The organism is Thalassospira australica, from assembly GCF_044790785.1.
In the GTDB taxonomy this organism is placed as follows: domain Bacteria; phylum Pseudomonadota; class Alphaproteobacteria; order Rhodospirillales; family Thalassospiraceae; genus Thalassospira; species Thalassospira australica_A.
In genome coordinates this window covers 1,412,746-1,426,044 of sequence record NZ_CP085258.1, presented here as the reverse complement: position 1 = coordinate 1,426,044, position 13,299 = coordinate 1,412,746, and the positions used below count along the sequence as shown (strand labels likewise).

9 protein-coding genes are annotated in these 13,299 nt (G+C 56.9%); 8 read left to right on the top strand and 1 reads right to left on the bottom strand.

What is annotated here, in order from left to right; translation table 11 throughout:
* The first annotated feature begins 128 nt into the window (after positions 1 to 128).
* From dctP to LG297_RS06790, 8 genes are all read left to right on the top strand, one after another.
* Positions 129 to 1,136 carry a TRAP transporter substrate-binding protein DctP gene (gene dctP, locus LG297_RS06825; RefSeq protein ID WP_404426172.1) on the top strand — a complete coding sequence of 336 codons (1,008 nt, stop codon included), beginning with the start codon at positions 129 to 131 and terminating at the stop codon, positions 1,134 to 1,136.
* Between the two features lie 90 nt (positions 1,137 to 1,226).
* On the top strand, positions 1,227 to 1,922 hold the full coding sequence (locus LG297_RS06820) for a TRAP transporter small permease (RefSeq protein WP_404426171.1): 696 nt from the start codon (positions 1,227 to 1,229) through the stop codon (positions 1,920 to 1,922).
* A gap of 12 nt (positions 1,923 to 1,934) precedes the next feature.
* Positions 1,935 to 3,251: a TRAP transporter large permease gene (locus LG297_RS06815; RefSeq protein WP_404426170.1), complete on the top strand. Its 1,317-nt coding sequence runs from the start codon at positions 1,935 to 1,937 to the stop codon at positions 3,249 to 3,251.
* A 1-nt stretch (position 3,252) separates the two neighbouring features.
* Positions 3,253 to 4,569 carry a malonyl-CoA decarboxylase gene (locus tag LG297_RS06810; protein ID WP_404426169.1) on the top strand — a complete coding sequence of 439 codons (1,317 nt, stop codon included), beginning with the start codon at positions 3,253 to 3,255 and terminating at the stop codon, positions 4,567 to 4,569.
* A gap of 9 nt (positions 4,570 to 4,578) precedes the next feature.
* Positions 4,579 to 6,120, top strand: coding sequence for a malonyl-CoA synthase (locus tag LG297_RS06805; RefSeq protein ID WP_404426168.1), 1,542 nt, complete (start codon positions 4,579 to 4,581; stop codon positions 6,118 to 6,120).
* 1,078 nt (positions 6,121 to 7,198) lie between these two features.
* On the top strand, positions 7,199 to 7,912 hold the full coding sequence (locus LG297_RS06800) for a YkgJ family cysteine cluster protein (protein WP_404426167.1): 714 nt from the start codon (positions 7,199 to 7,201) through the stop codon (positions 7,910 to 7,912).
* 99 nt (positions 7,913 to 8,011) lie between these two features.
* A complete protein-coding gene (locus tag LG297_RS06795; protein ID WP_404426166.1) occupies positions 8,012 to 8,794 on the top strand; it encodes a glucose 1-dehydrogenase in 783 nt (260 codons plus the stop codon).
* Positions 8,795 to 8,964: 170 nt separating this feature from the next.
* Positions 8,965 to 11,199, top strand: coding sequence for a TonB-dependent receptor (locus LG297_RS06790; RefSeq protein WP_404426165.1), 2,235 nt, complete (start codon positions 8,965 to 8,967; stop codon positions 11,197 to 11,199).
* A 77-nt stretch (positions 11,200 to 11,276) separates the two neighbouring features.
* Here the strand turns inward: LG297_RS06790 and dxs are convergent, their stop codons facing one another.
* Positions 11,277 to 13,196, bottom strand: coding sequence for a 1-deoxy-D-xylulose-5-phosphate synthase (dxs, locus tag LG297_RS06785; RefSeq protein ID WP_404426164.1), 1,920 nt, complete (start codon positions 13,194 to 13,196; stop codon positions 11,277 to 11,279).
* Positions 13,197 to 13,299 lie beyond the last annotated feature (103 nt).

The following is a 13,299-nucleotide window of genomic DNA, read 5'->3' as shown; positions in this document are numbered from 1 at the left end:
AAAAACTCGTAGACAGAATGCCAGAAATCTGTAACGCTTTTTGATATTGCGAAAATCGCACCAATAAAAAGACGCGAAAACGCGTCAGGAATGCATCCAGAAACGCATGCTTCATCCGGGAGGAAAAGATGAAGATTTTCAAACGTACCCTGTCGGCGTCCGTCGCCGCCATCACCCTGTCCATCGCCACCTTCGGCATGTCTTCGACTGCCGATGCAACCTCGTTGAAACTGTCGCACCAGTTTTCGGGCAATGACATTCGCAACAAAGTCGCTGAAATTCTTGCCGAGGAAGTCAAGGCCGCCAATGTCGATCTGGAAATCCAGATTTTCCCGTCCAGTTCGCTGTTCAAAGCCAACGAGCAATGGACCCCGATGACCCGCGGGCAGCTTGACATGATCATTTATCCGCTGGCCTATGCCGGCGGTCGTCACCCGCAATTCAACCTGACCCTGATGCCCGCCTTGGTGAAAAACCACGAACATGCCCAGCGGCTCAATGAATCGCCGATGATGGACAAGATCGAAGAAATCCTGAATGGCGATCAGGTCGTTACCATCGTCAAGGGCTGGCTGGCGGGCGGCTTTGCCTCGACCAAGGGCTGCATCCTCAAACCGGAAGATGTAAAAGGCATGCAAATTCGTGCGGCAGGCAAGTCGTTCGAACAGATGCTTCAGGGTGCTGGCGCATCCATCGCTGCCATGCCAAGCTCGGAAATCTATCCGGCAATGCAGACCGGCATTCTTGATGCGACCAATACCAGCTCGTCGAGCTTTGTCTCCTATCGCCTGTACGAGCAGGTCAAGTGCTATACCCCTGCTGCCGAAAGTGCGTTGTGGTTCATGTATCAGCCGCTTCTGATGTCGAAACGCAGCTATGACGCGTTGAGCGACGAACAACGCGATGCCCTGCATGCCGCAGCGGAAAAAGCCGAGGCCTATTACTTCGCTGAAGGCAAGAAAGAGGACGAAACCAGCATCCAGGTATTCAAGGATGCCGGTGTTGAAATCGCCAATCTGACGCCTGAAGATTTCCAGGCATGGCAGGATCTGGCGAAGGAAACCTCCTATGCCAAATTTGTCGAAGAAACCCCGGGCGGCCAGGAACTGCTCGATATGGCTCTTTCCGTCGAATAATGGTGGCGTGGCACCGGATGCATGCTGTGCATGCCGGTGCCACCGCTTTTCCGCTTTTTTGCGACGACCTTGATCTTCAGGAGTCCCAGCGTGGCGAACGCAGTTTTTCCCAATTCCCTTCCGGTCGACCTGCCTGACGAAGGCAACCCGGCACCGCGTGCCCGATCGAACCATAACAGTTTCCCGCCGCCACCCGATGTCGAACCGCTGCCCGAAAACGGCGGCCCCGGCAATGGTGCGCGCCCTGCCCCGATGGCACCGCGCGGGCCGCTCGATCATGTGATCAATGTCGTTCACTTTCTTTCCAGGGCCTGCGGCGTTACCGCAGCAGCGATGTTCTTCATTGCCATGCTGCTGATCTGCCAACTGGTCTTTATCCGCTATATCCTGAATTCATCCACCGTCTGGCAGACCGAGGCCGTGATCTATCTGATGATCGGTGGCACCCTGATCGGCCTGCCTTATGTGCAGTTGCTGCGCGGGCATGTGAATGTCGATCTGTTGCCGATGTATCTGAAACGCGGTGCGCGCAGGCTGCTTGCGGTTGCGACCCTCCTGTGCGGGCTTGGCATCAGCGGGCTGTTTGCCTTTTACGGCATGGAGCTGGTCATCGAAGCCTATCAGGGCGGCTGGAAATCACCGACCATCTGGGCCGCCGAACTGTGGAAGCCATATCTGATGCTGCCGGTCGGTTTTGGCCTGCTGTTCCTGCAATTCATCGCCGATCTGATGTGCCTTCTGACCAACCGGTCGAAAGCCTTCCATATCGAAGATAACCCGTTTTAAGGAGCAGATGCAATGGATCCGCTTTCTCTTGCTGCGATCGTTGGCATTGCCACGACCCTGGTCCTGTTTTCCGGCATTCCGGTCGGTATCGGGCTTTTGATGGTCGGGGTCGGTTTTATCTGGATTTTCGATGGCGCAAGCGCCCTGCCGCTGCTGCCTGAAATCCTGTTTTCCAAACTCGAAAGTTTCGAAGTACTTGCGATCCCGATGTTCATCCTGATGGGGGCGGTTGTCGCGTCTTCGCGCGCCGGCGGGGATCTGTATTCCGTACTTGATCGCTGGTTAACGCGTGTGCCGGGGGGATTGGTGATTTCCAACCTTGGGGCTTGCGCGATCTTTTCCGCCCTGTCGGGATCATCCCCTGCAACCTGTGCCGCGATTGGCAAGATGGGCATTCCGGCCATGCGCGAACGCGGGTTTCCAAGTTCGGTCGCGGCCGGTTCGATTGCCGCGGGCGGTACGCTTGGCATTCTGATCCCGCCCAGTGTCACCATGATTGTTTATGGCATCTCGACCGATACCTCTATCGGGCGGCTGTTTTTGGCCGGTCTTCTGCCCGGTCTGATGTTAACGGTGTTCTTCATGGCGTGGTCGCTTTATTCGACCTGGCGTCAGGGCAATGCATCGGTTGCACTGGCATCGGTGACCTATAGCTGGAAGGAAAAGTTTGAAATCCTTCCGCGCGTTCTGCCGTTCATCGCGATCATCTGCGCGGTTCTGTTTGCGCTTTATGGCGGGGTGGCAACACCGTCGGAAACGGCGGGTGTCGGGGCGCTGTTCTGTCTGATCATGGCGATGATCATTTATCGCATGTGGCAGCCGGGCAAGCTTTGGAGCATCATGCGCGACACGACCAAAGAGTCGGTCATGATCCTTCTGATCATCGGGGCGGCCGGTCTGTTCAGCTATATGCTGTCGTCGCTGTTCATTACCCAGTCGATTGCGCAGTGGATTTCAGCCCTTGAGGTCAACCGCTGGGTCCTGATGGGCTTCATCAATGTGTTCCTGCTGATCTGCGGCTTCTTCCTGCCGCCGGTTGCCGTGATCCTGATGTCGGCCCCGATCCTGTTGCCGGTTATCGTCAATGCCGGGTTCGATCCCTACTGGTTTGCCGTGATCCTGACGATCAACATGGAGATCGGCCTGATCACACCACCCGTCGGACTGAACCTTTATGTGATTAACGGGATAGCACCCGATATCCGCCTGCAGACCATTCTTAAGGGTGCCATGCCCTATGTGCTGTGCATGGTGGTGGCCATTGTGGTCCTGTGCTTCTTCCCGGAAATCGCCACCTGGCTTCCCGAAACGGTTATAGGGGGACGCTAACATGTCGGGCATTTCCGTCAGAAGCTGGCTATCGAGTATTGCCGATCGCGGGCGAGAGCTTCTTGACCTGCCGCTTTCGACACCGCAGGACCCGTTTGCCCAGCTGACCGCCATGTGCAAGGACCTTGTGTCGCAAAAGGGCGAGGCCCGCGGAACGGCCGTTGCCCGCGAAGTGGTCCGCATGTGGGAAGCCCTGCCGGAACAGGATCATCTGCGATTTTTCGAAATGATCCAGAACGATTTCAGCGCCAACCGCACCGAAGTCAAAAAGGCGGCCGAGGCTTTTGCCAGCGATCCGTCCGAGGCCAATCTGGCGGTTCTGACCCATGCGTCAGAACCGGCCCGGCAGGAGCTTCTGCGCCGGATCAATATGGCACCGGGCGGCACGCGCGCGATTGTCGATATGCGTGAAACGCTTCTGGGCCTGATCAAGGATAACCGCCATCTTGAACCGCTGGATGCCGATATGCAGCACCTGCTGACAAGCTGGTTCAATCGTGGTTTTCTTGAACTGCGTCATATCGACTGGGATACATCGGCGGCCATCCTTGAAAAACTGATCCGCTATGAAGCGGTTCATGAAATTCAGGGATGGGACGATTTGCGCCGTCGTCTGGCGACGGATCGCAAATGTTTTGCCTTTTTCCACCCGGCCATCCCCGACGATCCGCTGATTTTTGTCGAGGTCGCACTGGTGCATGGTCTGGCCGATAGCGTTCAGGCGCTTCTGGCCCCGGAAATTGATGAAACCGCCCCGGAAAAAGCCAATACCGCGATCTTCTATTCGATCAGCAACTGCCAATCGGGCCTTAAGGGGATTTCGTTTGGCAACTTCCTGATCAAACAGGTGGTCGAGGAGCTTAAGCGCGAGTTCCCGAAACTCAGACAATTCGCCACCCTGTCGCCCATTCCGGGCTTTATGGGATGGCTGCGCACCCGTCAGAAAAGCAAATCCGACGACGCTGATATCGCCGCCACCGTTCTTGCCGCGATGAGCGACGATAGCTGGATTGATGACGCGGAGAAAGTCGCCGAACTTAAAAAGCCGGCAATGATGCTGTGCGCCCGTTATCTTGCGACCTGCAAGCGCGGCAAATCGCCGCTTGATCCCACCGCACGTTTCCATCTTGGCAATGGGGCACAGCTTGAACGCTTGAACTGGCTGGGCGATACGTCGCCCAAGGGGTTGCGTCAGGCGGGCGGGATGATGGTCAATTACGCCTATCACCTTGACGATATTGAACGAAACCACGAAGCGCTGATGAATGACGGCAAGATTGCCGTTTCGAAATCGGTCATGCAGCTTGCGGGAAACTAGGACAGAACCATGTCGGATAATCTTTTCAACGAATTTACCAAACGTTTCCCGGCGGACCGTTCGCGCACCTTTCTGATCGAACGCGACGGCACCGAACGCAGTTTTGCCTGGTTACTGGACCGTACCGCGCGTTATGCCACGGTTCTTGCCGATCATGGCGTGGTCAAGGGCGACCGTGTTGCCGCCCAGATCGATAAATCATCCGATGTGATCGCGCTTTATCTGGCCTGCCTTCAGCTTGGCGCCATTCACCTGCCGCTGAACACGGCCTATACCGGTGATGAAATCGCCTATTTCCTTGGTGATGCCGCCCCGCGCGTTTTTGTCTGCCGCCCGGCCCATATTGATGCCGCCAAAACCCTTGGCGCGCAGAACAATGTTGGTGCGGTCCTGTCGCTTGGCGACAAGGGCGATGGCACGCTAAATGATCTGGCCGCCAGTGCCAAACCGCATGGCGACGTCGCCGATGTGACCAAGGATGACATTGCCGCCATTCTGTATACGTCGGGTACCACCGGCCGGTCCAAGGGCGCGATGCTGACGCATGGCAACCTCGGCTCCAACGCGCTGACGCTGCACAAGGCATGGGGTTTCAAGCCGGGCGATACGCTTTTGCATGCCCTGCCGCTGTTCCATACGCATGGGCTGTTTGTTGCGATCAACATCATGCTGGTCAATGGCGGCAAGGTGATCCTGCTTCCGAAATTCGATGCCGATGACGTGGTTGAACGCCTGCCCAATGCCACGGTCATGATGGGGGTTCCGACCTTCTATACCCGCCTTCTGGCCCATCCGAAGTTTGATAAGGATCTGGTGGCCAATATGCGCCTGTTCGTGTCGGGTTCGGCCCCGCTTCTGGCGGAAACGCATGATGCGTTCTTTGATCGGACCGGGCACAAGATCCTTGAACGGTACGGCATGACGGAAACCTGCATGAACACGTCAAACCCGCTGGATGGCGAACGTCGTCCAGGGGCGGTCGGCCCGACCCTTCCGGGGATCGAGGCGCGGGTTTGCGACAAGGATGGCAATGTTTTGAAAGCCGGTGAAATCGGGGTGCTTGAAGTTCGCGGGCCCAACGTTTTCAAGGGTTACTGGCAGATGCCGGAAAAAACCGCATCGGAATTTCGCAAGGATGGATTCTTTATCACCGGCGATCTCGCAACCATCGGCGAGGACGGTTATGTCACCATTGTCGGGCGCGACAAGGATTTGATCATTTCGGGCGGTTTCAACGTCTATCCCAAGGAAGTCGAAGAAATCATCGCCGAATATGACGAGGTCGAGGAAGTCGCGATCTTTGGCCTGCCGCATCCCGATTTCGGCGAAGCGGTTGCCGGGGTGATCGTGCCCGCCAAGGGTGCCAAACCCGATGCCGAAGCCATCATCAAGCGCACCCAGGACAAGCTTGCGAAATTCAAGGTGCCCAAACGCATCTGGATGCTTGACGAATTGCCGCGCAACACGATGGGTAAAATCCAGAAGGCCCAGTTGCGCAAGAATTATGCCGATACCTTTGCAACCCCGTCCGGCAAAACTGCCAACGGGTAAAGGGTTTGCACACTCTGTTTCGTTTTCCCGTGTCTCCCTGCTGTCTTGCAGACAGCCAAACTCTCTCACCGGTCGGAAATTCTGGCCGGTGATTTTTTTTCTGACCTGACCTAAAAAGTTCTTGATTTGTTCTTTTTGTTATGGTAGAAAAGAAAAATCAACGGGACAAAAGCGCCCGGACCAAAAACCGCAAAGCGTGATTCGCTTTGCGGTTTTTTGCGTTTGGGGCCAGAGAAAGGAGAAGGTGAGATGATGACGATGATAATGCCGTCGCATGATGACAGACCGGGCCGACGGCGAAATCGCCGAACAGGGACTGGCGGGTGGAAAAGCCATTACGGCGGTTTTGCGCCCGTGTTCTAACCCGGCCAAAGGTCAAGACGGGAGAAGTGCGCCTTGTTGGCAGCGTTGTGGCGTGATTGCGATCAGGCCGCAACCGGCCATGGCGGATGGTGTTCGGGCAAAGTCCGGGTGACGTCTGGCAACAGCGGCCGATGATGGGTCAGGTGGTGATCGGTCGGCTTTGATGGTCCGGTGGAGCGGATGGCAGAAATCCGCCGGACGTCTGGTTTAGCGTGTTCATGGAAGAAGGAATATTTTGCGATCTGTCGGACGTGCCAAAGGGTGCCCGACATCCCGAATAGCCAAGAACCCGAGTGGCCAAACGCCCGAATTCCGTGCCCATGCGGCATGGGAGGATCAGGGCAGGCAACCTGTGATTTTGCGCCGGGAGGTGGCGAGAGGTGGTAGAACGACCAGAGGGGCGAGGAGCAGTTCGGCGAGGAACCTATGGCGAGGAGCCAAGCGCGCCGTTCGGAGGGCCGATGCCCGCCCAAGGCCCGGAACCGGTTCCGGTGGAGCATATCCTTTGGCAGGTTTGCGGATTGCCAGCCTGCCCTGCCGATGCTGCCCTGCCAGTTGGAAACCCTGTCTGGTGATTTTTGGGGGGCTCCGGTTGCAACCGCGTACTTGGAAAATGGTGCCAAAGCCATCATGATGCGACAAAGACGCGCAGGCTGTTGCATATCAGCCTGCCCGGTGTGCGGACAGGGATCGGGATAAAGGCAATCGCATGGTCATGGGGAAACTTGACGACGCAATCGACCGGATCACGAGTGATATTTCCCGAACCGGTGCGCTGACCGCAGAGGCATCACGCCGGTACGAGGAAATGTTTCCGGGCTTTCGCGCCGAACTGGCCCGTGTGCTTGAACAGGCCCCGACCATCACTGAGGCCGCGAAGGCGGCCATGATGCTGGTTGATGCGGCGTCGCGAAGCCTTCGGGACAGTTTCCCCCATCAACCCCATTGCGACTGCCGCGATGGATGCAGCGCGTGTTGCCACCTGTTTGTTGCGGTTCCGCCCGGTGTCACCAGCCTGATCGCCGGGCATATCCGCGAGGTGTTTACGCCAGACGAACAACAGGCATTGCGTGAACGGCTTGCCGATGCAGCACGGATCATTGAACAGGCAAAAACCACATCTGACGTAAGGGTGCGCTGCCCGCTTCTGGGGGCGGATGAAAGATGCACGATCTATGACGTTCGGCCGTTGACCTGCCGGGCCTTTACATCATCGAGTGCGCCGCGTTGCCAAAGCATGGTCTTTGGTGATGAACGGCAACGCATGGATCGGATTGATCAGAATCCCGGGCATTACCGCCTGCATCTTGAAGCGACCGAAGCCCTTCAGGATGCCGCCAAAGCCCGCGGGCTTGACGGGCGGCAAATGGGGTTCGTTCATGCGCTGCTTGATCAACTGGAAACGGCGGAAGACGAGACACAAGATTAAATTTCGGCTGATGCGTTGCATCGGACCGGAACAGGTCCATTTTCAATGCGTTGATAAAATTCACCAATTCCTTCCATCTTGATACGGGCACGGCAGCACATGAACAACATCCCTGATCCCAAGGTCGCCTTCGTCACCGGTGCCGCGCAGGGTTTGGGGCTGGGGATTGCGCAGCATCTTCTGTCGACGGGATGGAAGGTGATGATGTTTGATCTGGATGCCGATGCCGGGGATGAGGCCATCACCGCCCTTTGCGATGAACAGCGCGAACGTGCCCTGTTTTTCAAGGGCGACATTGCCAATGAGCAGGATGTTGCCATTGCGGTACAGCAAACCGTCGACCGGTTCGGGCGCATTGACGGGCTGGTCAATAATGCCGGGATTGCCGATCCGCATTCGGGATCGTTCGAATATCTGGATTGGGAAAGCTGGCAGCGGGTGATCAATGTCAATCTGGGCGGGGCGTTTCTGGCAGCAAAGCACGCGACACAGCATTTGCGCAAGAGCCGCGGGGCGATTGTCAATATCACATCGACCCGCGCGTTTCAGTCCGAAGCCAACACCGAAGCCTATGCCGCGTCAAAGGGCGGCATGGTGGCCTTGACCCATGCAATGGCGGTCAGCCTTTCGGGGGCGGTGCGGGTCAATGCCATTGCGCCGGGCTGGATCGAGGTTGGTGACTGGCAGAAATCATCCGCCCGCGAAGAACCGCAACACCGTGATATCGACCGCCAGCAACACCCGGCGGGCCGCATCGGAACCCCGGATGATATCGCAAAGATGGTCGCCTTCCTGCTTGATAACGAACAATCCGGCTTCATGACGGGCGAAACCATCCGCATTGATGGCGGCATGACCCATAAGATGATTTATGCCCCGTAAGTCGTCGCCAGCGACGGCCCACCGCACGCAAACGCACAGTTGAATAGCTGAGCAATTATATCGCAATTGATAATAATAATCATTTATGTTGAGATTGATTATCAATAGTGATAATCAGCACCCCATATCGATCCCGCCGGGGGCGGGGAAATTCGACCTTGGGGTTTTTCATGCCGATCACACCGATTTTCAAACGTCATACATTCAGTACGCTATTGCTGGCATCTGTCAGCATGTCTGCTGTTGTTGCCCTTCCCGCCCATGCGCAGGAAGCGACGCAAGACAGCAGCACCCAAACCGAAACCGACGATGCCATCAGGCTCGACCCGATCCGGGTCGAAGACCGGGCCGCGTCCCAGGCAGGCGATCCGACACCGCCGATCTATGCCGGTGGCCAGGTCGCAACTGGTGGCCGGGCCGGTGTTTTGGGCAACAAGGACAATCTGGATATCCCGGTCAGCATCACGGGTTACACCAGCGAGCTGATCAGGAACCAGCAGGCAGATACACTCGCCGATGTCGTTGATAACGATCCGGGTGTTTTGACATCCTACAGCTATGGCGGTTCGGGCGAACGATTCATGATCCGTGGTTTTGTTCTTGACGGTGATGACGTGATGCTGGACGGCCTTTATGGCACGGCACCGCGCCAGTTGATCGACATGTCGATGTATGACCGTGTTGAAGTTGTCAAAGGCGCATCGGCATTCATCAACGGCATGTCACCGGGCGGTACCGCCATTGGCGGCGGGATTAACCTTATCCCCAAACGCGCCACGGATGATCCGATTACCAGTGTCACAACAACCTATGAAATGAACAGCCAAACCGGCGGACATGTCGATTTCGGACGGCGTTTTGGCAAAGACAATCAATTCGGCATTCGCGCCAATCTGAAATACAGCGACGGCGAAACCGCCATCGATGACGAGGATCGCAACAGCCAGGTCGGGTCACTGTCATTCGATTATCGCGGTGAGGATACCCGGATCACGGTTGACGCCGGACATAATGAACAGAATACCGACCACGGCAGAACTTCCATAAATCTCGACAGCGCCCTTACCAGTATCCCGAATGCCCCGGATGCGAGCCATAACTATAATGCGGACGGGACATGGGCCGATTTCGAGGACAGCTTTGTTCAGGGACGGGTCGAGCATGATGTAAATGACCATGTGATGGCCTATGCCGCCGCAGGTACGCGCCATATGGAAGAATCCGGTATTTATTCCACACCGACAATTACCGGCACCGATGGCACGATGACCTATAGCAGTTCGAACATCGTTCGCGAGGATACGACCAATAGTGCCCTGACCGGTGCCCGCGTTAAATTTGAAACCGGCACCGTAAGCCACGAATTGAATGTCGGGGCATCTTTCCTTCAGAATAAGAGCCATCAAGCTTGGGCATTTGCGACCGGTTTTTCAACGTTCACCGGTAATCTTTACGGCGCGACGCCAGACAGCTATCCGGCAATCGGCACCCCGACAGGCAATCTGAACGATCCGGGCCTTCGCAATATCAACGAACTGACCAGCTATTTTCTGGCCGATACCGTCAGCTTCCTTGATGACCGGATCAGTGTCACGGGGGGCATTCGCCGTCAGTCGGTCAATACCAAACAGTTCGATCTGACCAGCGGCGCGCAATCAAGCAACTATGACGCGGACGAATATACGCCAATGGTCGGGATCGTCGGCAATGTGACCGATCAGGTATCCCTTTATGCCAACTATATGGAATCCCTGTCGCCGGGGGAAACAGCCGCCAGTGCGGCAAGTGATGCGACCCTTACCAACCCGAGCGAGCAGCTTGCGCCTTACACCTCCGAACAATATGAAATCGGGGCGAAGGCCGATTTCGGCAGCTTTGGCGGTAGTGTCGCGCTGTTTCAGATTTCCAAACCGTTCGCCTATAAAAATGCCAGCAACACCTTTGCCGCAGACGGCGAACAGCAGAATCGCGGCGTTGAGTTTCAGGTCTTTGGCGAACCTGTGACCGGCACCCGTGTTCTGGGCGGTATCACGGTTTATGATGCGGAACTGTCCGATACCCAGAACGGTACCAATGACGGCAACACGCCGATTGGCATTCCCGATTATGTTGCCAAGCTTGGCATTGAATATGACCTGCCGTTCCTTGAGGGCGCGACCATCAATGCGCGTGCGGTTCACACGGCATCGCAATATGTCAATGCGACCAATACCCTTTCCATTCCGTCATGGACGCGCCTTGACCTTGGCGCGCGGTACACGACCGAGGTGCACGAATACCCTGTCACCATCCGTGCCAATATCGAGAACGTCACGGATAATGATTACTGGGCGTCGGCCAATGGTGGTTACCTGACGATGGGGGCGCCGATGACGGCAAAAATTTCGCTGACGGCGAATTTCTGATCCCGGCAGATGATGAACCAAAGAAAACGCCGCCTTTTTCAGGGCGGCGTTTTGCGTTCAGTCTGGGCGTATCCGTATCAGGCGCGTGCCTTGGCTTCGGAAATGCCAAGCGCGCCAAGGGCGGTTTTGACGATGCTTTGCGCATCAAGGCCCGCCTTGGCGTATTGCACATCGGGCTTGTCGTGATCGATCAGGGTATCGGGCAGCGTCATCGTGCGGACCTTCAGCCCGTGATCGAGCAATCCCTGCCCTGCCATATGTTGCAGCACCATCGCGCCAAAGCCGCCAATCGATCCTTCTTCAATCGTGATCAGGACTTCGTGGTTGCGTGCCAGATCGGCAATCAGCGCATGATCAAGCGGTTTGGCAAAGCGGGCATCGGCAACCGTTGCCGGAAGGCCGCGTGCGGCGAGATCCTCGGCGGCCAGCATCGCCTCTGCCAGGCGGGTGCCATAGGACAGGATGGCGATCTTGCCGCCTTCGCGCAGGATACGCCCCTTGCCGATTTCAAGAACCTGTCCCTCGGCCGGCATTTCAACGCCGACACCCTCGCCGCGCGGATAGCGGAACGCACTGGGGCGGTCATCAATCGCCCATGCGGTCGTCGTCATATGCACCAGTTCAGCCTCGTCAGCAGCGGCCATCAGGACGATATTGGGCAAACAGCCAAGATAGGCAATGTCATAGGCCCCGGCATGGGTCGCGCCATCCGCCCCGACAAGCCCGGCACGGTCCATCGCGAAACGAACCGGCAGGTTCTGGATCACGACATCATGCACCACCTGATCATAGGCGCGTTGCAGGAAGGTGGAATATAGCGTGCAAAACGGTTTATATCCCTCGCACGCCATCCCGGCGGCAAAGGTCACGGCATGCTGTTCGGCGATGCCGACATCAAAGGCACGATCGGGGAACCGTTCGGCAAAGATATTGACCCCGGTGCCCGACGGCATGGCGGCGGTGATGGCGGTAATCTTGTCATCGGTTTCGGCAAGACGGGTCAGCGTTTCGCCGTAAACCTTGGTGTAGGACGGGGCGTTGGGCGTTGCCTTGGCCTGCTTGCCGGTGACGACGTCGAATTTTGCCACGCCATGATATTTGTCGGCGGCATTTTCGGCGGGGCCATAGCCCTTGCCCTTTTGGGTCACGACATGAACAAGGATCGGGCCATCGACATCCGCATCGCGCACGTTTTTAAGCACCGGCAGAAGATGATCCAGATTATGACCGTCAATCGGCCCGACATAGAAGAAACCCATTTCTTCAAACAGGGTCCCGCCGGTCACCATGCCACGGGTATATTCCTCGATCTTGCGGGCGGCTTCCTCGATCTGGCGGGGCAGATGCTTGGTCAGGCCCTTGGCCGCGTTGCGCAGGCCCTGATAGCCCTTGCCCGAAATCAGGCGCGACAGATAACCCGACATGGAACCCACCGGCGGGGCAATCGACATGTCGTTATCATTCAAGATCACGATCATGCGCTGATCGGCGGCGGCAGCATTGTTCATCGCCTCGTAGGCCATGCCGGCACTCATGGAGCCATCACCGATCACGGCAATGACGTTTTTGCGTTTATCGTCGGAAAGCTGATTGGCGACCGCCATGCCAAGCCCGGCCGAGATGGAGGTCGAGCTGTGCCCGGCACCGAACGGGTCATATTCGGACTCGGAGCGCTTGGTAAAGCCCGAAAGACCGCCGCCCTGCCGAAGGGTGCGAATACGATCACGCCGCCCGGTCAGGATTTTATGCGGATAGCATTGATGCCCGACATCCCAGATCAGCCGGTCATCCGGCGTATCAAACAGGTAATGGATCGCCACCGTCAGTTCGACCACGCCAAGCCCGGCCCCTAGATGCCCGCCGGTAACGGACACGGCATCAATCACCTCGGCGCGCAATTCATCTGCGACCTGCTTCATCTGCGCAGGCTGCAATGCGCGCAAGTCAGCCGGGGTGTTAATCGTGTCCAGAAGCGGGGTCTTGGAGGTCGTGCTCATACCGATCTCGATTTTCAGTTTTGTGTGGCGTTTTTTATATAGCGTTCAAACCAACAGGGTGACGTTTCCTAAGCCCTATTGCAAGCAGCGTAAAATAAACAGC